Origin of the sequence: Actinophytocola sp., assembly GCF_045807065.1 — a bacterium.
Classification (GTDB): Bacteria; Actinomycetota; Actinomycetes; order Mycobacteriales; family Pseudonocardiaceae; genus Actinophytocola.
Genome location: NZ_JBJMIE010000692.1, coordinates 1 through 18,965, shown reverse-complemented (window position 1 = coordinate 18,965; position 18,965 = coordinate 1). Strand labels below are relative to the sequence as shown.

At 72.9% G+C, this 18,965-nt stretch carries 20 protein-coding genes and 1 pseudogene; 11 read left to right on the top strand and 10 right to left on the bottom strand.

The window, feature by feature from the left end; translation table 11 throughout:
- The 4 genes from ACJ73U_RS40740 to ACJ73U_RS40725 form a co-directional block, all read left to right on the top strand.
- Positions 1 to 894: cytochrome P450 (locus tag ACJ73U_RS40740; RefSeq protein ID WP_407783133.1), on the top strand; the 894-nt coding region annotated here is incomplete at its 5' end.
- Positions 884 to 1,816, top strand: coding sequence for an alpha/beta hydrolase (locus ACJ73U_RS40735; protein ID WP_407783132.1), 933 nt, complete (start codon positions 884 to 886; stop codon positions 1,814 to 1,816). The genes ACJ73U_RS40740 and ACJ73U_RS40735, both read left to right, overlap by 11 nt.
- Entirely contained in the window at positions 1,806 to 2,891 is a 1,086-nt protein-coding gene (locus tag ACJ73U_RS40730; protein WP_407783131.1) for an alpha-hydroxy acid oxidase, read from the top strand. The genes ACJ73U_RS40735 and ACJ73U_RS40730 overlap by 11 nt, the downstream gene beginning before the upstream one ends.
- Before the next feature lie 7 nt (positions 2,892 to 2,898).
- The gene (locus ACJ73U_RS40725) at positions 2,899 to 4,326 is read left to right on the top strand and encodes a PLP-dependent aminotransferase family protein (protein ID WP_407783130.1); all 1,428 of its coding nucleotides are present in this window, start codon (positions 2,899 to 2,901) and stop codon (positions 4,324 to 4,326) included.
- Between the two features lie 35 nt (positions 4,327 to 4,361).
- On the opposite strand, the gene ACJ73U_RS40720 is transcribed toward ACJ73U_RS40725, so the two are convergent.
- Positions 4,362 to 5,156, bottom strand: a complete 795-nt coding sequence (locus ACJ73U_RS40720; RefSeq protein WP_407783129.1) for a three-helix bundle dimerization domain-containing protein — start codon at positions 5,154 to 5,156, stop codon at positions 4,362 to 4,364.
- 199 nt (positions 5,157 to 5,355) lie between these two features.
- Here ACJ73U_RS40720 and ACJ73U_RS40715 point away from each other — a divergent pair, with 199 nt between their 5' ends.
- Together ACJ73U_RS40715 and ACJ73U_RS40710 are read left to right on the top strand one after the other, a co-directional pair.
- Positions 5,356 to 6,174 (top strand): hypothetical protein, encoded by an 819-nt coding sequence (locus tag ACJ73U_RS40715; protein WP_407783128.1) that lies wholly within the window; start codon positions 5,356 to 5,358, stop codon positions 6,172 to 6,174.
- Between the two features lie 58 nt (positions 6,175 to 6,232).
- A complete protein-coding gene (locus ACJ73U_RS40710) occupies positions 6,233 to 7,222 on the top strand; it encodes a DUF3500 domain-containing protein (protein ID WP_407783127.1) in 990 nt (329 codons plus the stop codon).
- 83 nt (positions 7,223 to 7,305) lie between these two features.
- Here ACJ73U_RS40710 and ACJ73U_RS40705 read toward each other — a convergent pair whose 3' ends face one another.
- Positions 7,306 to 7,908 (bottom strand): hypothetical protein, encoded by a 603-nt coding sequence (locus ACJ73U_RS40705; protein ID WP_407783126.1) that lies wholly within the window; start codon positions 7,906 to 7,908, stop codon positions 7,306 to 7,308.
- Positions 7,909 to 7,944: 36 nt separating this feature from the next.
- On the opposite strand from ACJ73U_RS40705, the gene ACJ73U_RS40700 reads away from it, so the two are divergent.
- Complete coding sequence (locus tag ACJ73U_RS40700; protein ID WP_407783125.1) at positions 7,945 to 8,175, top strand: hypothetical protein; 231 nt, start codon at positions 7,945 to 7,947, stop codon at positions 8,173 to 8,175.
- Positions 8,176 to 8,199: 24 nt separating this feature from the next.
- On the opposite strand, the gene ACJ73U_RS40695 is transcribed toward ACJ73U_RS40700, so the two are convergent.
- Positions 8,200 to 8,646, bottom strand: a complete 447-nt coding sequence (locus ACJ73U_RS40695) for an anthrone oxygenase family protein (RefSeq protein WP_407783124.1) — start codon at positions 8,644 to 8,646, stop codon at positions 8,200 to 8,202.
- 91 nt (positions 8,647 to 8,737) lie between these two features.
- Here ACJ73U_RS40695 and ACJ73U_RS40690 point away from each other — a divergent pair, with 91 nt between their 5' ends.
- The 3 genes from ACJ73U_RS40690 to ACJ73U_RS40680 all read left to right on the top strand — a co-directional run bounded on the left by ACJ73U_RS40690 (position 8,738) and on the right by ACJ73U_RS40680 (position 10,942).
- Entirely contained in the window at positions 8,738 to 9,316 is a 579-nt protein-coding gene (locus tag ACJ73U_RS40690) for a TetR/AcrR family transcriptional regulator (protein WP_407783123.1), read from the top strand.
- 317 nt (positions 9,317 to 9,633) lie between these two features.
- Positions 9,634 to 10,452, top strand: a complete 819-nt coding sequence (locus ACJ73U_RS40685; protein ID WP_407783122.1) for a DUF2382 domain-containing protein — start codon at positions 9,634 to 9,636, stop codon at positions 10,450 to 10,452.
- A gap of 154 nt (positions 10,453 to 10,606) precedes the next feature.
- Complete coding sequence (locus ACJ73U_RS40680; protein ID WP_407783121.1) at positions 10,607 to 10,942, top strand: hypothetical protein; 336 nt, start codon at positions 10,607 to 10,609, stop codon at positions 10,940 to 10,942.
- A 501-nt stretch (positions 10,943 to 11,443) separates the two neighbouring features.
- Here ACJ73U_RS40680 and ACJ73U_RS40675 read toward each other — a convergent pair.
- The gene (locus tag ACJ73U_RS40675) at positions 11,444 to 13,000 is read right to left on the bottom strand and encodes a putative glycoside hydrolase (protein WP_407783120.1); all 1,557 of its coding nucleotides are present in this window, start codon (positions 12,998 to 13,000) and stop codon (positions 11,444 to 11,446) included.
- A gap of 132 nt (positions 13,001 to 13,132) precedes the next feature.
- On the opposite strand from ACJ73U_RS40675, the gene ACJ73U_RS40670 reads away from it, so the two are divergent.
- A complete protein-coding gene (locus ACJ73U_RS40670; RefSeq protein ID WP_407783119.1) occupies positions 13,133 to 14,146 on the top strand; it encodes a polysaccharide deacetylase family protein in 1,014 nt (337 codons plus the stop codon).
- Positions 14,147 to 14,576: 430 nt separating this feature from the next.
- Here ACJ73U_RS40670 and ACJ73U_RS40665 read toward each other — a convergent pair whose 3' ends face one another.
- The 6 genes and pseudogenes from ACJ73U_RS40665 to ACJ73U_RS40640 form a co-directional block, all read right to left on the bottom strand.
- Positions 14,577 to 15,506, bottom strand: a complete 930-nt coding sequence (locus tag ACJ73U_RS40665) for a glycosyltransferase family 9 protein (RefSeq protein ID WP_407783118.1) — start codon at positions 15,504 to 15,506, stop codon at positions 14,577 to 14,579.
- Between the two features lie 142 nt (positions 15,507 to 15,648).
- Positions 15,649 to 16,074 (bottom strand): ATP-binding protein, encoded by a 426-nt coding sequence (locus ACJ73U_RS40660; protein ID WP_407783117.1) that lies wholly within the window; start codon positions 16,072 to 16,074, stop codon positions 15,649 to 15,651.
- 83 nt (positions 16,075 to 16,157) lie between these two features.
- Positions 16,158 to 16,322, bottom strand: coding sequence for a hypothetical protein (locus ACJ73U_RS40655; protein WP_407783116.1), 165 nt, complete (start codon positions 16,320 to 16,322; stop codon positions 16,158 to 16,160).
- 153 nt (positions 16,323 to 16,475) lie between these two features.
- A complete protein-coding gene (locus ACJ73U_RS40650) occupies positions 16,476 to 17,642 on the bottom strand; it encodes a lanthionine synthetase LanC family protein (RefSeq protein ID WP_407783115.1) in 1,167 nt (388 codons plus the stop codon).
- An 18-nt stretch (positions 17,643 to 17,660) separates the two neighbouring features.
- Positions 17,661 to 17,819 carry a hypothetical protein gene (locus ACJ73U_RS40645; RefSeq protein WP_407783114.1) on the bottom strand — a complete coding sequence of 53 codons (159 nt, stop codon included), beginning with the start codon at positions 17,817 to 17,819 and terminating at the stop codon, positions 17,661 to 17,663.
- Positions 17,820 to 17,887: 68 nt separating this feature from the next.
- Positions 17,888 to 18,965, bottom strand: a pseudogene (locus ACJ73U_RS40640) (hypothetical protein); the annotation flags it as partial.

Genomic DNA, 18,965 nt, shown 5'->3' with positions numbered 1-18,965 from the left:
GGGCAGCTGCTCGCCGCCATCGACGGGTTGCTCGACGGGATGGCCGAGCTGGGCGCGGACGGCGCCCCGGTGGACTTCGTCGCCGAGTTCGGCTACCGGTTCCCGACCAAGGTCATCGGGTTCCTGCTCGACCTGCCCGAGGCCGACCTCACCTGGTTCCGCGACCGGGCCAACCGGATCGACCGGTACCTCGACCTGGGCGGCAAGGCCGACGAGAAGCTCCAGTCCGCGGACGACGCGGTCCTGGAGCTGACCGAGTACTACCTCGACCTGATCGCGGAGCGGCGCAGGAACCCCGGGGACGACATCGTGAGCGGTCTCGTGCGGCTCATCGACTCCGGCGACGACCGGCTCACCGACATCGAGCTGGTGGCCAACCTCGTGGTCCTGATGAACGCCAGCTTCGTCACCACCATGAACCTGCTCGGCAACGGGCTCATCCCGCTGCTCGCGCGCCCGGAGCTGGTGGACCGGGTGCGTGCCGACGCCGACTTCGCGTCGCGCTGCGTCGAGGAGATCCTGCGCTACGACAGTCCCGTGCAGCTGCTGACCCGGGTCGCGGGCGAGGACACGGAACTGGCCGGCGTCCCGCTGCGGCAGGGCGAGATCGTCCTGGTGCTGATCGGCGCGGCCAACCGGGACCCCCGCAGGCACACCGACCCCGACGCGTTCGACCCGGACCGCGCCGACCTCGCCCACCAGAGCTTCGGTGGCGGCGGCTACTTCTGTCTCGGCGCCGCACTGTCCAGGCTGGAGGGACGGCTCGCGTTCCCCCGGTTGTTCCAACGGTTCCCGGACCTCGCGGTGGCCGGCGAGCCGAGCCGCAGTGACGCGTTCCTGCTGCGCGGCTACAGCGTCATCCCGGTGACGACCGGAGGCAGCGGTGCCGCTTGACCCCCAGGTGGCCGCGCTGCGTGCCGAGCGCATGGCACGCGGCGCGACCCCGCTCTACGAGATGACGCTGGACGAGGCCCGCGCCGCCGACCTCGCGGACATCCGCGCGGGCGGCGGCACTGCCGAGCCGGTGTTCGAGGTCACCGACGCCACCTTCCCGGGGCCGGCGGGGGAGCTGCCGGTCCGGCTCTACCGCCCGTGCGCCGATCGTCCACTTCGGACACTGGTGTACTTCTTCGGCGGCGGCTGGACCCTGGGCGGCATCGACACCTCGGACGGGGTGTGCCGGGCGCTCGCGAACGCGGCCGGCTGCCTGGTCGTGACCCCGGGCTACCGCCTGGCGCCCGAGCTCCCGTTCCCCGCGGCGGTGCACGACTGCCTCGCCGCGGTGGCCTGGGTGCGGGAGAACGCCGGGCGCCTCGGCGCCGACCCCGACCGGATCGCGGTCGGCGGCGACAGCGCCGGCGGCAACCTCGCGGCCGTCGTGGCACAGCAGACGAGGGACCGGCCGCTCGCCGCGCAGCTCTTGGTGTACCCGAACACGTGCTACCACGCGGACACGCGTTCCCTGCGGGACAACGACGACCGGTGGATGTTCAACCGCCACTCCGTCGACTGGTACTGGCGCAACTACCTCACCGATCCCGCCGACGGCCGGGACCCCCGGGTGTCGCCGTTGCTGGCGACCGACCTGTCCGGGCTGCCGCCGGCGCTGGTGGTCACCGCGGAGTACGACCCGCTGCGCGACGAGGGCGAGCGGTACGCCGAGCGGATGCGTGCGGCGGGGGTACCGGTGGAGCTGAGCCGCTACGACGGGATGGCGCACGGGTTCTTCACCATGTCCGGTGTGCTGCCCGACGCGCGCCGCGCTGTCGCGCAGGCGGCCGAGTACCTGCGGAAGACACTGACCGATGGCACGTGAGGAACCGTTGACCGTCGCCGACGTCGCACGGCTCGCCGAGGCGCGGCTGCCCAAGGAGCTGTGGGACTACGTCGCCGGCGGCAGCGGTGCGGAGACCACCCTCGCGGCGAACCGGGCCGCGCTGGACGCGGTCGCGGTCCTGCCCAGGGTCCTCGGTGGCGCGGAGGCGCCGAACCCGACGACCCGGCTGCTGGGCTCGCCGGCCGCGGTGCCGCTCGCGGTGGCGCCGATGGCCTACCAGCGGCTGCTGCACCCCGACGGCGAGCTGGCCACCGCGGAGGCCGCGGCGGTGGCCGGCGTGCCGTACGTGGTGAGCACGCTGAGCAGCGTGACCGTCGAGGACATCGCGAAAACCGGTGCCACCACGTGGTTCCAGCTCTACTGGCTGCGCTCGCGCGGACTCGTCGAGGCGCTCGTCGCGCGTGCCGAGGACGCGGGCTGCGAGGCGCTGGTGGTGACCGTCGACGTGCCGATCATGGGCCGGCGCCCGCGCGACGTCCGCAACTCGTTCGTGCTGCCGGACGACGTGATCGCCGCCCACCTCGACGACGGCGCGCTGAGCCGCGCGCACGACGCGGTGGCGGGGGAGTCGGCGATCGCCGCGCACACCGCGGCCGCGTTCGCACCCGCCGTCCGCTGGGCGGACATCGGGTGGCTGCGGAACCGGACCTCGCTTCCCCTGGTGCTGAAGGGGATCCTCGACCCCCGGGACGCCGCGCTCGCCGTCGAGTCCGGTGTGGACGCGGTGGTCGTGTCCAACCACGGCGGCCGCCAGCTCGACGGCGCGGCCCCGAGCGTCCTCGCCCTGCCCGCGGTCGCCGAGGCGGTGGCCGGCCGGGCCGACGTGTACCTCGACAGCGGTGTCCGCGCCGGCACGGACATCCTCCGCGCGCTGGCGTCCGGCGCGGACGGCGTGTTCGTCGGCAGGCCCGTGCTGTACGGGCTGGCCGTCGACGGCGTGCGCGGCGCGGGCCACGTGCTTACCCTGCTGGCAGCGGAGTTCCGCGACGCCATGACGCTGGCCGGCTGCGCGGACGTCCGCGCGGCGCGGGCTCTGTCCACCGTGAGACTGTGAGGGCCTGATGAGCCTGGAGAACCTGCCCAAGGCGCACCTGGCGCCGGTCGTGGCGCTGGCACCCGTGCGGGAGCTGCCGCCGCCCGTGCACACCGACCTGAGCACCGAGCACCTGCACCCCTCGCTCGAGGACCCGGCGCTCAACTCCATGAACTTCCTCAACGAGGTCGCGAACCACTACCCGGACGCGGTGTCGCTGGCCGCGGGCCGCCCGTTCGAGGAGTTCTGGGACCTCGACGAGCTGCCGAGGTACCTGGCGCGGTTCAGCGAGTACCTGCGCGACGAGCGCGGGTACAGCGAGGAGCGGGTGCGCAGGACGCTGTTCCAGTACGGCCGCACCAAGGGGATCGTGCACGAGCTGGTGGCCGCCAACCTCGAGCTGGACGAGGGCGTCAGCGTCGACCCGGAGTCCATCGTGGTCACCGTGGGCTGCCAGGAGGCGATGGTCCTGGTGCTGCGGGCGCTGCGGTCCGGGCCGAAGGACGTGCTGCTCGCGGTGTCACCCACGTACGTCGGGCTCACCGGCGCGGCGCGACTGGTCGACATGCCGGTCCTGCCGGTGGCCAGCGGCGCGGCCGGCGTCGACCTGGACGACCTGCTGACCCAGATCCAGCGCGCCCGCACCGCCGGCCTGCGGCCGCGCGGCTGCTACGTGATGCCGGACTTCGCCAACCCGTCGGGCGTCAGCATGCCGGAGACGACGCGGCGAGCCCTGCTGTCGCTGGCGCGGGAGGAGGACTTCCTGCTGCTGGAGGACAACCCGTACGGCCTGTTCCACGGCGACACGCGGCGGGTGCCGACCCTCAAGGCGCTCGACGCCGGGCGCCGCGTGGTGTACCTGGGTTCCTTCGCGAAGACCGTCCTGCCCGGCGCCCGGGTCGGCTACGTGGTGGCCGACCAGACGGTCACGGCCTCGGACGGCACCGTCGGCCTGTTCGCCGACGAGCTGTCGAAGATCAAGAGCATGCTGACCGTCAACACCCCCGCACTGGCCCAGGCGATCGTCGGCGGCAAGCTCCTCGAACACGGGTGCAGCCTGGTGGCCGCCACCCGGCGGGAGCGCGAGGTCTACGCGGCGAACCGGACCAGGATCGTCGAGGGACTGGCCGCCCGGTTCGGCGAGGGTTCCCGCGTCTCCTGGAACGTGCCGGCCGGCGGGTTCTTCGTCGTGGTGACCGTCCCGTTCCCGGTGGACGACGAGCTGCTGACCCGGTCGGCCCGCGACTACGGCGTCCTGTGGACCCCGATGTACCACTTCTACGACACGGGTGCCGACGGCGGCGACGGCGTGCGTTCTCTGCGCCTGTCCTGCAGCACGGTGAACGCCGCACAGATCGACACCGGCCTGGACCGCCTGGCCCGGCTCGTCAACGACGAGCTGGCCCGCAAGCAGGGCGCGCCAGTGGCCCTGACCCGCGCCGGCGACCTGTCCTGACGTTTCTGGACCGGGACCCCGGTTCACCGGGCCGGTCAGCGGCTCGCCACGAGGGTCTGGCGCAGCCGCTCCGCCACGCGGTCGACCGCGGCGGCGCGTTCGGGCTCGTTGACGGCCAGGGCGCGGATCACGGGGTCGTCCGCGGCGCGGCGCCCGCGCAGCTCGGCCATCCGCTCGGTGAAGGTCATCGGGCGGCCGTCCGGGCCGGTGGTCATGTCGCAGTACCACAACCCGTCACGCACCGGGCTCCGCTCGTCGTCGAAGACGGCCAGCTCGTCGGCCAGCCCGCGGACGTCGGCCACCGCCGCGGCACCCGCGTGGTGGGCGACCAGCGCGCACAACCGGAACGGCACGCCCAGGCCCGCCAGGTAGCGGGCGCCGTCCAGCTGGTGCAACCCGGTGACGGCGACCGGGGACGCGTACCCGATGTCGTGCAGCCACGCGGACGCGACCAGCACTTCCCGCTCGGCGGGCGGGAACGCCGGCGCGATCTGCTGGGCCCGGCGCGCCACGCCCCGGGTGTGCGCCCACCGGCGGGGCAGCTCGTCGGCCAGCAGGTTCCTCGCGGTCAGCCACGCCCACGTGCGCAGGGACACCTCGCCAAGCGGCACGTCGGTGGCGTCGGTGAGCCGGCGGACGCGTGCCCGTGCCGCCCGTTCGACCAGGATGGGCACGAACGTCCGCACCCTGGCGTGCGCGAAGCTCGACCACGCCGCCCACACGCACTCGACGAGCACGCTGCGCGGCACGTCGACCCACTCCCGGTCCAACCGCTCCTCGATGCCGCGCACCAGCGGCGCCGGCGCACACAGCGTCTCGACCGTCGGCACCGCTACCTCCTCCGGACACGGTGAGCGTCCTCGGCGAACGACTACCCCCTTTGGCCGTCATCATTACATCCGATGCCCATCAATCCGATGAATCCTCCGCAGTTGACACAACATCGCGGACCGTTCTACAGTTTTCAGGCATAGACATCGGATGTTATGCCTCTCCTGTCGGTCAAAGTCGGGAAGGACATAACGCACAATGGAACCCCTGCATCCCCACCGCCTCACCAGGAGGACCGCGCTGCGCTCGCTGGCGGCCTCCGCGCTCGCCGCGCCCGTCGTGCTCGGTTCGGCACCGGCCGCCGCAGCGGCGGCGGCCAGCCCGCTGTGGCACCCGAACCCGGCCAGCGACGGCCTGAAAGCGTTCGAGGGCATCGAGGCGGACCGCGGAAACCTCCACCCGGACCGCCATTACGTCATCGTCGAGGGCGACCACTACCGGTTCAACATCTGGGCCGACGACCGGGACACCACCGGCGACGGGGACCGCCAGCGCACCGAGTCCAAGGGCATGGTCCAGGGCGGCACCACGCTGAAGATGCACGACGGCGAGACGTGGACGATCTCCTACGAGATGTACATGCCGTCCTCGCTGCACGGCACCAGCAAGTTCACCCACATCTTCCAGACGAAGACGCCCGAGACCAACGGCGGCCCGTGGGTGACCCTGGACCTCGGCCGCAGCGGGAGCAAGGAGACGTTCCGGGCACGCGCCTACGCCAACTCCGGCTCGCCCGACATCGCGTCCTGCGACCTCGCCCCGCTCCGCAACAAGTGGATCACCGTCGAGTGGACGCTCACCCCCGGCGCGAAGGGCAAGGCCGCGTTCACCGTCCGCAACGGCACGGGCTCCGGGGCACCGGTCGCCGCGCAGGGCAGCATGTCGAACGTGAACATGCCGGACCAGGGCGACTACGTGCGCCCCAAGTGGGGCATCTACCGGTCCGTCGAGAGCGCCTCGTCCGACATCCTCAACACCTACCTGCTCTTCAGGAACTACACCGCGACCCGCAAGTAGCGACGCGACGCGTGCCTGGGTGGCCGACCCGCCACCCAGGCCTGCGTAGAGTTCTGGTGTGACTCCTGCCCAGTCGATGACCGACGCGGCGCGGGCATGGCTGGACAGCCTCGACGACACCCAGCGCGCCGCCGCGGCGCTGCCGTGGCCCTCCGACGAGGAACGGCACCGCTGGAACTATACCCCCACCGACCACGGCGGCCTGCCGCTGGGTGACATGCGTCCCGCCCAGCAGGCCCACGCGATGCGGCTGGTGGCCACCGGACTGTCCCACCCCGGGTTCGTCACGGTGTCGACGATCATCGGGCTGGAGAACGTGCTGGACAAGGCGGAGGGCTGGCGGCTCGGCCAGCGCGGTCGGGAGCGGCTCCGCGATCCGGCGCTGTACTGGCTGCGTGTCTTCGGTGAACCGGGCGCCGCCGGCCCGTGGTCGTGGCGGTTCGGCGGCCACCACGTCTCGATCCAGCACCTGGTCGTGGACGGGCTGGTGCGGGCCAGCACCCCCTGCTTCCTCGGCGCGAACCCGGCCGGCTCCCCGCTCCTCGGCGGGCACCTGCTCCGCCCGCTCGCCGCCGCGGAGGACCTCGCCCGGGACCTGGTCCGCTCCGTCGACGACGCCCGCGTCCTCCTGTCACCCACCGCCCCGCCGGACATCGTCACCGGCAACCGACCACGCGTGGGGCGCGCCCCCGCCGTCGAGGGCGTCCCGGCCGCGGACCTCACCACCGCCCAGCAGGAACAGCTGCGCGCACTGCTCGGTGTCTACCTCGGCCGCATCCCCGACGAGCTGGCCGAACGCGAGGCGGCGAAGTTAGCCGGCCCGCGGCTCGACACCGTCCACTTCGGCTGGGCCGGCGACACCGAACCCGGCCGGCCCCACTACTACCGCGTGCAGGGCCCGCGTCTCCTCGTCGAGTACGACAACACCCAGCACGACGCCAACCACGTTCACGCCGTGTGGCGCGACCCGGAGAACGACTTCGGCGACGACGTCCTGGCCCGGCACCTGGCCGAGTTCCACTCCGGCCAGCAGGCGTCTTCGTCCTGATATCGTTCGCGGCCCCGTCTTCCGCGCATGCCTGCCGGCTGGTGTAGGGGAGCGGGTCCTCCGGCGGCTGGTGTCGGGTGGCCTCAGCCGGACCGCCGGGACAGCGCCTCGTCCAGGCCGGACCGGAACCGGCCACGCCGCGGATCATCCGGTGCGGCCGCCGCCAGGGCACCGCGGCCGGACTCGATGGCCTCGTCCAGGTCGGCCGGTCGCTTCGTGCGCTCGTACCGGCGGAACAGCGCCGTACCGAGGCTGTGCAGGGCGCCGGCCCGGTCGCCGTGGGGTTCGAACACCTCCTGGCGGAACAGGGAGATCGCCCGCTCCAGGTGGTCCAGCTCGCCGGTCTGCTCGTACTCACGCATCCGGGCCACGCCGCTGGCGTGCGGTGAGGGGAGCCCGAAGAACTCCCGCACCCTCGGCGCCACCAGCCGCGGGTCGACCGCGTGCAGCCGCGTGTAGAGGATCCGCGCCATCCGCAGGTCGATCTTGCCGTGCTCGGGCGGCAGCGCCTGGTACCGGCACAGGTGCAGCGCGGCGACCCGCACGAGGCTGCCGGCGTCCGGGGCACCCAGCCGCGCCAGCGCGCTGACCAGGCCGAGCGCCCGCTCGTCGAGCACGCCGGTGGAGTCCCCGCCGGCGTGCCGGGCGATGCGGTCGTCGAGGTCGGCGAGCAGCCGCTCCTTCATGGCTCGTTATCGTAGAATTCGGGGCAGGGAGGGCCCATGTCGGATGAGGAACTCGTCATCGAGTTCGCGCTCACGCGCATCGACCACCCCGATCTCGACCTGGAGGAGATCGCGGCACTCGTCGTGCGCCGCATGGGCACCGACCACCTGCTGGAGTTCGCCTCCCGCAACCTCGCCACCCGGGACGAGCTCCGCGCCGCGGCCTTCCCCAGCGCCGTCGAACACGTGATGCGGGTGATGCTGACGCTGCGCGGCCCCGCCGACTAGCGTGCGCGGTGTCGGCCCGCGGGCTCAGGTGCGGGCGGTGACCAGCAGGGCGAAGGCGGCGATGATCACGGCGACGCGGAGGTAGTGGAAGCGGTCCCAACGGTTCATCTGCTGCTTCCAGTCGGCGGGCCGGTTCTCGGGGGTCCACGTCCTGCCCCGGTTGTTGATCGGGACGAGCAGCAGGATCGACATGATCACGCTCACGATCAGCAGCGCGGCGGCGATGACGACGAGACCGGTGCCAGGGTGATGCCATCCGGCGACGGCCCAGACCGCGCTCAGGACGAGCGAGCCGATGTACCAGAACGGCATGAGGGCACCGAGCATCCGGCCCCCGTGGGCGCGGCCGAGCTGGCTGCTGTCGTCGGGGAGTCCGTTGAGGATCGGGTTGAGGACGAAGGCGACGGAGAACTCCACCCCCACCATCACGCCGACGACCACGGTGGTGACCACCTCGAGTGCGGTGAGCATGACGGTCCCTCCTGGGAGCTAGCATTGACAGCTGATGTGGCAACGCTAGTACTGCTGCCGCTCGCTTGTCTAGCGATGCTAGGATCAGCTCATGTCGGTACAGGAGCGCAAGGAGCGCGAACGGGCGGAGCGCGAACGCCTCATCGTGGCGACGGCCCGCGAACTCGCCGAGCAGCACGGCTGGGACGCGGTCACCACCCGCCGGCTCGCCGAGCGCATCGAGTACAGCCAGCCCGTCCTCTACAGCCACTTCCGCGGCAAGCGCGAGATCATCGGCGCCGTCGCCCTCGAAGGCGCCGCCGAGTTGGCCGCGGCGGTGCGGGCCGCGACCTCCGCCGCGGACGGCCCGCGCGCCCGGGTCACCGCCCTCGCCCGCGCCTACCTGGACTTCGCCGCACGCAACCCGGCGGTCTACGACGCCATGTTCTCCCTCGACGGCGGCCTGGCATTCGCGAAGGCCGACACTCCAGAACCTCTGAAGGACGCCTTCGCCGCCCTGCTGGACAGCCTCGGAGAGGTCGCCGGTGACGGCGTCCACCCGGGGCTGTTCACCGAGGTGTTCTGGGCGGCCCTGCACGGGCTGGCGACCCTGACCCGGGCGGGACGGCTGCCGCCGGAGGACACCGAGCGGCGGACGGAGCTGCTGGTGGACCGGCTCGCCGTGCTCTGACGCACCGTCCCGGCGGGCACACGGGTCCTTGCCGCGGTAGCGCTTCCGGCCACTCGTGCCCACACGGCGCGTCCCGCAAGCCGCGGTGCTCATCGATCACGACCCGATGCCCTGGAGCCGCGGGTCGTCTCGCAGCCGACGCCCGATCGACCGCACCCCCGGTGCGGTCCTGACTCTGCGCACACGTCCCTCCCTGACCAGGTACGACAGTGTCACTCACCCGGATGAGGCGCCGGTCACCGGCGAATAGCCCGCACAAAGCGCGGGCATCTCCGGAACGGCCTAAGTGGACTGTCGACAATGGAAGGTGAGATGACGTGATTCGTCAGGACGTGGTCGACCGGTTGTACGACTGCCAGGTCATCGACCCGCGCGGCGAGAAGATCGGCGCCGTCAAGCGGGTCTGGCTGGACGAGCGGACCGGCGACCCGGCATGGGCGTCGGTGCACACCGGACTGTTCGGGCTGAAGGAGTCGTTCGTGCCGCTGCAGCGGGCCGAGCTGCGCGACGACGAGCTGCGGGTGCCCGTGGACAAGGAGCAGGTCAGGCAGTCACCGAGGATCGAGGCGACCAACGACCACATGACGGACGACGAACAGGCCGCGCTGTACCGCCACTACGGCTTCGGGCCGCAGGGCAGCGGTCCCGACGGCGCCGGGCAGCGGCCGGGCCAGCAGCCGGGACAGTGGCAGGGGCAGCGGCAGGTGCGGCGCCCCGGCTCGACCCAGCAGGCCAGTGACTACGCCAACCACGGGCGCGACGTGATGACGCGTTCCGAGGAGCGGCTCAGGGTCGGCACCGAGCGGGTCGAGACCGGCAAGGTGCGCCTGGTGAAGCACGTGGTCACCGAGCGGCAGCGGGTGGACGTGCCGGTGTCGCACGAGGAGGTCCGGGTGGAGCGCGAGCCCATCACGGCGGCGAACCGCGACGCGGCCATGCGCGGCCCGAAGATCGACGAGGCGGAGCACGAGGTGACGTTGCACGCCGAGAAGCCTGTGGTCAGCACGGAGACCGTGCCCATGGAGCAGGTGCGGCTGACCAAGGACACGGTGCCGGACGAGCGGTCCGTGTCCGGTGAGCTCCGCAAGGAGCGGATCGAGGTCCAGGACAGCCGCGCGAACCGCCGGCGTCAGTGACGCTCAGCCCCCTTTCTCGAAGTTGTACGCCGGAAACGTTCCGATCCGGGACGCCGCCCACGCACCCGCCGCGGGCGGCGTCCCAGTGCTGTGCCCTTTTCCCGCCCCCGCGCCGACCCCCGGCGCCATTCGTGCCTGGACGAGGAGTCCCGTGATGGACAAGTATCCGGCCCCCACTCTGGCCAAGGTGGTCATCGAACGTCTGGACTACCTCGACCGGTTGGCCACCGAAGGCGACACACCCTCCCTCGCCTCCCTGGCGGAGACCGAGATCGCCCGGCTGACCGAAGCCTGGCGGGCGCTGCTGGAGCTGCACGCCCCCGACGGGCACGGCCGGTGCCCCGAATGTTCGGGTTGGCGCCGCCCGCGCCGGCATCCCTGTACGGTGTGGACCACCGCCACCACCATCCTGATCGCCACCGACGGCTCCCCGAAGTCCGAAGAGGCGGTTGTGCGCCTCCCGCCGGACGGTCTGGCGTCGAGGTGCTGAGTTCTTCGCGGTAATGGTCGCCCTGGCGACGAAATCGGCCGGCTCGTCAGGAGAAGTGTGTCATCTCCGTCGAGCCGGCCGATTTTCGCCGCCCGCCCCGTACGCGGGGCTCCATATTCGCGTGCGGATTTCTCAGCCGCCACGTCCCGGACCGCGGGCGGGTCGCCTGACCTCCGCCACGCTCCGGTCGTACGGCCCTCGGCGACCGGGGGTGTAGCGCCACGAAAACCCCGTCCGCAGCAGCGGACCGAGCACCGCGGCCCGCGTTCCCTGACCGCACCGGGCGGGACGCCGGAAGCGAGCCGGCGACTCCTGTGGCCGACGCGTTTCCCGAACCACGATTTCCGGCTCGAGAAAACGCGACTCCACGCGTTCGATTCCCAGCACGAGAAACATCACGGCTACTGGTAGAAACAGTGTTGTCCACATAATACTGAGCTACCCGATGTGCCGAGCGGGTAATCGTGTCAGGCGATCAGTGACACGATCGGTTATCGGAAATCATCCAGTCAGCCCAGCGGAGTCGTACCGGCAGGCCGCGTCCCACAGGAGGAACGACGAGATGCCGGTGTCCGCGGTGGCCTTGATCTGGGCCCGCACCTCGGCGGGGCCGTAGGTCTTCCCCAGGCTGAACGCCTGGAGCCAGGGGATGACGGCCGCGTCCGTGCCCTTCACCTTCCCGACGAACGCCGCCAGGGAGCGGGCGACGATGTCGTACGGCTGGCTGTCCGGCTGGGCAACGCCGTACTCGCCGGGGCCCCAGTGCGACGGGTAGACCATCGGCGCCACGTAGTCCAGGTGCGCCGCCATGGCCGGGATGTCCTGGGCGATCGCGGTGGGGCGCTGCGCGGCGATGCCGAACACCGAGGCGCCGAGGAACGCGCCGTGCTCGTGGACGGCGGTCAGGCTCTTCGCCAGGAAGTCGGCGATCGCCTGCTCCGGCGTGCCCCGCAGGCCGGTGATGCGCATGGCCGAGAGGTCGCCCTCGGGCCGGCGGACGTAGTCGTAGAGGATGTCGTCGAAGCCCAGCTTGGCGGCCTCGGTGGCGAGGTCGACGTTGTAGCCGACGACCTCGGGGTCGGCGAAGTTGGTGAAGGCGTACTGCCCGTACGAGCCGGACCAGGGTGTCCCGTCGGTGCGCTGCAACACCCGGTTGGGGTGGCCGGACTCCCACGACGCCTTGGCGAGGATCGGGTCGTGGAACGCGACGAGCCGGCCGACGACGCGCACACCCATGGCGTGCAGCTGCGACACGACGGCCGCCGCGTCGTAGTAGCCGCGGGTCGCGCCGATCTGCTGTGCGAGCGGGACGCGCGAGGAGTAGCCGACCTCACCGCTCTCGTCCTTGATGTCCAGCTCGACGGTGTCGATGAGACCCTGCCGCGCCATCTGCAGCACCGGCTCCCGCAGCGTGGCGGACCCCCACGCCATGCCCGACATGTGCACCGCACGCATGCCGGGGTGCCGGGTGTGCACCGGTTCGTCGCGGGTCGTGGCGTTGCCCGCGGCGTCGCGTGCGGTCACCCGGACGACGGCGGGCACGACCGGCAGTGTCATGGCGAACCTGCCGTCGTCGCCCACCCGCGCGGTGCGCCCGTCGACGGTGACGGCGCTCGCCCCGCTGGCCTGCCCCCGCAACGTCATGTGCTCGCGCAGGTTCCCCACCGGGTCCATCGTCACCGACAGGCGCGGCGGCGTGCCGTCCAGGGTGAACCTGCTGGACAGTTCCAGGTCGGGCAGCAGGTGGTGGCGCACCCGGGCGGCGAGGGTGTGGGAGCCGTCGCGCAGGTGGGCGCCGGCGAGCAGGATCCGGTCCCCGGCCCGGTAGGTCTTCGCGGGACTGCCGTCGACGAGCAGCTCGACGTCGTTCCCCGCGTGGGTCCGGACGCCGACCCCGCGCAGCCGCGCCGGGGTCAGCGTGGCGCCCGGGTCGAAGCCCGTGAAGGCGGGGATGTCGTCGATGATCCGGTTCTCGAGCGGTACGAGAAGGGCCGCCGCCGCGACGGCTCCCGCGCACACCAGCATCACGCCCCGACGGCGCCACGACCGACGTCCCACCAGTGTTCCTCCAGTCCGATCGCGACAGTAACGATGTGGACGTGCCTCGGAACGCGCGAACCTAACCTGTTTTCACTCGATCGTGGCATCTTCTTGTTGCGACACAACGGCTTTCCCCGCATGGTGGCAGATGTGCGCAGGACACTCACCACCCTCGTCGTCCTCGGCGCCGTGCTGGCCGCGGCGGCGTGCACCCAGACACGCGCGGCCGTACCGCCACCGTCCTCGCCGGCCCGGTCGCCGGCACCCAGCTCCGCGCCGCCGGACCCCGCCGCCGTGGGCGCCAACGAGCTGGGCTTCGTGCCGGTGCTGATGTACCACCGGCTGGTGGCGAACCCGGCCGGCGTGTTCGAGCGGACCCCGGACGACTTCCGCGCCGAGCTGGTCCGGTTGGCCCGCGAGAGGTACGTCCCGGTCACCGCGGCCCGGTACACCACGGGCGACATCGACATCCCCACCGGCACCCACCCGGTGGTCCTCACCTTCGACGACGGCGACCCGTCCCAGTTCGCCCTCACCCCGGCGGGCGACCCGGCCCCCGGCACGGCGGTGGCGATCCTGCGCGAGGTCGCGGCCCAGTACCCCACCTTCCACCCGGTGGCGACGTTCTTCGTGAACGCCGACCCGTTCGGCGACCCGGGTGGCCGGCGCACCCTGCCGTGGCTGCGCGAGCACGGCATGGAGATCGGCAACCACACGTGGTCACACGCCAACCTCGGCGAGGCCGCCCCGGACCGGGTACGGGACGAGATCGTGCGGGAGGACCAGCTGATCCGCGCCGCCGTGCCCGCGGCGCCGCCGACCACGCTGGCGCTGCCCTTCGGCGTGTCCCCGGCCGACCCCACACAGGCGCTCCAGGGCGACGGGTACCGGTACACCGGGGTGTTCCTGGTCGGCGCCAACCCGGCCCCGTCCCCGTACGCGGCGTCCTTCGACCCGACGCGCATCCCACGCATCCGCTCACAGGCCGCCACGGGCCAGGACGCCGAGTTCTGCTCGACGGCGTGGCTCGACAAGCTCGCGGCCGCACCGGGCCAGCTCTACACCTCCGACGGGGTGGCGAACCGTGTCGCGTATCCGTCGAACGCGACCCAGGCACCGGCGGCGGCGTTCCAGACTCGGGCGTTCGCGTACACGCCGCGGTAGGCGGCGTTGTGGGTGGTCGGGTGGAGGTAGGTGAGGATGGCGGGGTTCGCGTGGAGGTGTGCCGGGGATGAGTAGGTCTGCCGCGACCGGCTCGCCGCCATCGCTGGGCGGGGCCGCGCCGGGCCAGCTTTACACCTCCGACAGGGTGGCGAACCGTATCGTGTACCCGTCGAACGCGTACCCCGGCGGTAGGCGGCCCCGCGGAGATGCGTGAGTACCGCCGCGTCCGCGTGGAGGCGTGCCGGGGATGCGAGCAGGTGTGCCGTGACCGGCTCGCCGCCATCGCTGAGCGGGGCCGCGTCCCGTCGGGCGGGGGTCGTGAGGTGAGTCGCGGCGCCGGGAGTGCGTGCGCACTGTCGGCGCTTCTGCGGAAGCCTGCAGCGCCAGCGCGCGGCCCTGCCGCCACCCACCCACCACCCACCAGCCGCCGTCAGCTGAGTGAGGCCGTGCTCCGGCTGGCGAGGAGTTCGGTGGCCGCGGCGAGTACGTCGTCGGGGGTCACGGCGAGTAGGGCGGGGTCGGAGGTGTTCGCGAAGGGGTCGCCGTGGCGGAGGTGGGTGGCGGTCAGCACGGTGTGGGGACCTGGAGGTGGGCCCCAGTGCCGTGGGTGGGCGGGGCCGAACAGCACGACGGCCGGGGTGCGGAACGCGTAGGCGAGGTGGGCCGTGCCCGTGTCCCCGCTGATGACCAGTGTGGCGCTGGCGATCAGCGCGGCCAGCTCGAGCAGGTCGGTGCAGCCCGCCAGCACCCGCGGCCGTGTTCCCGAGCGGTCGGCCACCTCCCTGGCCAGCGGCGCCTCCGCCGCGGAGCCGGTGATGACCACCTCGCGGCCCGCCCGCACCAGCGCGTTCACCACGCGGGCGAACCGCTCCGGTGGCCACCGCTTGCTGCCGTACGCGGCGCCGGGGTGCACGACGACGGCACCGGGTGCGGGGCTCGGGGTCGTGGGGCGGTCGAACAGCAGGTCGGTGGGGTCGGCGGGAATGCCGGCGTGTGCGAGCAGCCGACACCACCGCTCCCGCTCGTGCTCGTCGTCCACCCACGCCGGTCCCGGCCAGCCGTGCCCGGCGAAACCGATGCGGCGCCGCGGGGCCAGTGCGTCGAGGACCGCCGTGCTCCTCGGGCCGGTGCCGTGCAGGTTCACGACGACCTCCGCGCCGTGCAGCCGGTCCGGTAGCGGCGTCATCCCGTGCTGGTGGGAGACCTCGTCGACGGCGCCGGACAGCAGGGCGAGCGGTGTGAGCCAGCCGGGGCAGGCGAGCACGATGTGCTGGTCCGGCCAGTGCCGCCGCAGCCCGCGCAGTGCCGGCACGGCCACCAGCAGGTCACCGAGCTTCAGGGCCCGCAGCACGACGATCATGGTGCGAGGGTGCCCGCTGCGTCGCACTCCAGTCGCGCCGTCAGCCGATTCCCCCGGACGTGGGCGCAGGTGCTGGGCAGGGCGCGGGTGCGCCGCGCACGGTCTTCAAGAAGCAAGAAAGGCGGAACACGGTCGAGGCGAGCTAGCTCGGCACGGCGATCTCCGCCCACACCGTCTTCCCCCAGCTGGTACTGATCACACCCCACCGCTTGGCGAGGCGGTCGACCAGGCCCAACCCGCGCCCGCGTGTCTCGGCGATGGTCGGCTGGCCCAGCTGCGGCAGGGTGGGGGAGCGGTCGTCCACCTCTATCCGGATGAGCCTCGGGTCCGGTCTGGACACGCGGACCTGGCCCGGCAGCCACCCGTGCTCGTAGGCGTTGCTGACCAGTTCGGTCGCCACCAGCTGCAGGTCAGCGACGACGGCCTGCGCGATCCCCGTCAGCCACGTGGCCAGCTGCTGGCGGATGGCGGTCAGGGGTGGTAGCTCACCCGGACCGAAGTCCCAGCACAGCTGGTGCGCGGTGGCTCCATCGGTCACGTCCTCGGGGTCACCGACCGTGTTCGTCATCGCCCGTGTCCTCTCTGCTGAAGACGCCGCCAGCTTACCCAACTCGTGACCTCGCCGAGCCGGGTTCGGGCCAGGCCGGCGGGTCACTGTTCCGGCGGATCGGGTGGCAGGTCACCGATCATCTCGCGGTACTCGTCCACCTCCTGCGCGGTCGGGTCCACGCCGGCCTCCTGCGCGAAGGCCTCCGGGCTGTCCTCGGCTTCCTCGTCGGCGCTGAGCGGGTAACTCTCCGGGTACGCGTCCGTCAACGTCCTCACCTCCCTGCGGAAGGTCGACTTACCCGGTGCGGAGGGTGCTCACACGTGTCCGGCCGACACGTGGCATCGATTGCAGGACGCGGCGGAACGGTCCGGCAGTGCTACGAACGCACCTCGGGCCGCGTGCCGGGCTCGAGGGGTTCGTCAGTACAGGGCAAGGCAGCGCAGCCACGCCCGGTCCCCGCCGGTGGCGGTGAGCATGGCGGCGAGGACGCCGGCGGAGCCGGACAGCAGGCTCCTGTCGTCGAGGCGCACGACCTCGTCGAGGCGGTCGGTGAGGTGGCGGAGCAGCTCGGCGCGCAGGACGGCCGCGGGCGCCAGCGCGGCGTGCCGGGCGAACGCGTCGGCGACGAGCAGCACGCCGGCCGCCCCGTGGCACACGGCGAGCGGGTCGTGGTCGAGGTGGCGGTCCGGGTCGTAGCCCGCGCACAGGCTGGCCATGGCCTCGAGGGCGAGCCGGCACGACGGCTGGCCGTCGTGCCGGCTGTGGACCAGGGCGCGGCCGGCCGTCCACAGTGCCCACGCGACGCCGGGCGTGCCGTAGCACCACCCCTGCCGGCGGTTCTCGCCGACGGGGAGTTCGAGCTGCACGGGACCGGGTTCGCGGGCGGACGCCCGGCTCGGCCAGGACACGATCCCGTCGGTGCCGGTGAACCGCCGCGACGCGAGCCAGGCCGCCAGGCCGTGCACGGTGTCCGCGACGCCGGGCACGTGGCGTGCCGCCAGGCTCAGCGCCGCCAGCGGACCGGCGACGCCGTGCGCGAGCCCGGTGACGACGCCGCCCTGTGTCCAGCCGACGAGCGGGTGCCCGGCGTGCGCGCCGATCCGGAAGCCGGCCGGGCTCCCGGCGAGGGCCATCAGGTGCGCCGCGGCCGGCGCGAGCCGGTCCGGGCGTACCGCGACCGCGCCCATGAGCTGCGCGAGGACCACCCCAGCGGGTCCGCCGACCAGGTCGTAGTCCGCGAACCCGACCTTCGTGGTCCGCCACGGGGGAGGGGCGCCCGCCACGGACGCGCCGGCCCGGTCCGCGGCGGGGGCCACGTCCCGTAGCCGCCCGGCGAGCAGCCGCAGCCCGGCGAGCACGCCGCTCGTCCCGGCGAACAACCCGAGGCCGCCGCCGCAGCGGACGCCGGCACGCAGCCAGGCGTGCACCGCGTCCCGTGTCGGCGCGCTGTCGGGCAGGAGGGTGGCGAGCACGACCGGCCCCAGGTCGGGACCGGCCGTGCCCGCGACGGCCGCGGCCGTCCAGGAGGTGAGCACGTGCCCGGCGGCATCGACCAACTCATGCTTCGGACCGGACCGCACCGGCATGGCTCACTCCCCCTCGGCTCAGCAGTACCAGGACCAGGGGCCACTGCCCCCGCAACCGAGGCTGCAGATGAGGAGGGACGGTGTCGCCTTGTCCTCGGCCACCTCGGTCTCGTTGATCTTGGTGTCGAGCTGGGCGACCAGCTCGTCCAACTCGGCGAGTTCCATCGTTGACTGCATGGCGATCTCCTTTCGCGTTCCCGTCGGGAACCCCACCGGAACTCCCGGTGGTGCTTCTGGGTGGCAGGTCAGCGCGCGACCGCGGCGACACCGTCCACCGAGGACCCCTCGGCGCCGCGCCACGCGCGGGCGACGTCGTCGGCCAGCCGTTCCGGACGGACCTGGTGCGGCAGCCGCAGCAGGAGCTGCGCGGCGAGCCGCTCGCCGGTCTCGTCGCCGACGGTGAGATTCTCGGGAGCGGGCAGCATCTCCTCGAGCACCAGCGCCGTGACCGAGGGTGCGGCCAGCAGCCGGTCGAACACGCGCAGCGCGGTCATGCTGTCGAGGTCGACCGGGCGGGGCCGGCCGGCGCCGTGCACCCGCACGAAGTTCCAGCGCGGCGCCCCGGTCTCCGTGCGCAGGCGCGCCAGCGCCCGGATCCGGTCCTGCACCGGGAGACCCCGGCGCGGCAGCCGGTCCCGGGGGAGGACCACCGAACGCGGCGCGAGCACCAGACCGCCGTCGACGACCAGGCGGGGCAGGCGGTCCAGGTCGGGGAACGCGGCCGTCGGGTCCCCGGCCAGGAACGGCGCGGCCAGCCCGCTGACCGGCGACGCGGCGGTGAGCAGCGCCATGACCACGTCCCAGGGCGGCGGCGGTACCCGGGTCGCGTGGCAGACCGGCCACAGTGGACGGCCCGTCGGGTCCGCCGCGACCACTCGCTCGCCGTCGCGGCGGACCGTGAGCTGCCCGAGCGGCAGGTACCGGCCGGGGTGTTCGCCGAGGTAGGCCGACGGGTCGGCGTCGCCGGTCCAGAGCCGGGTGTAGCGGGGCCGGCGCACGGTGTTCGCGCCGCGGTCGCTGTTGGGCGGCACGAGCACCTCGACCACGTCGACCCCGCACCGCAGCGCCACCGCGTCGAGGAAGGACCGGTAGCCGTCCACGTGCGACACGTCGTCGTGCAACCCGCGCAGCGCGTCGGCGAACCGCGCGTCCGCGATGCCCGCGGGGAGCACGGCCTCCAGGACCGCGAGCGGCTTGGCGGTCGGCAGCGGGCGCACGAGGCAGTCGACCGGCCACGGCGACCGCGGCGCGGGCGGCGCCCCGATGCGGTCGAGCACCGCGGCGGTGAGGTCGGCCTCGTCGTGGCCGGCGTGCTCGGCGAGC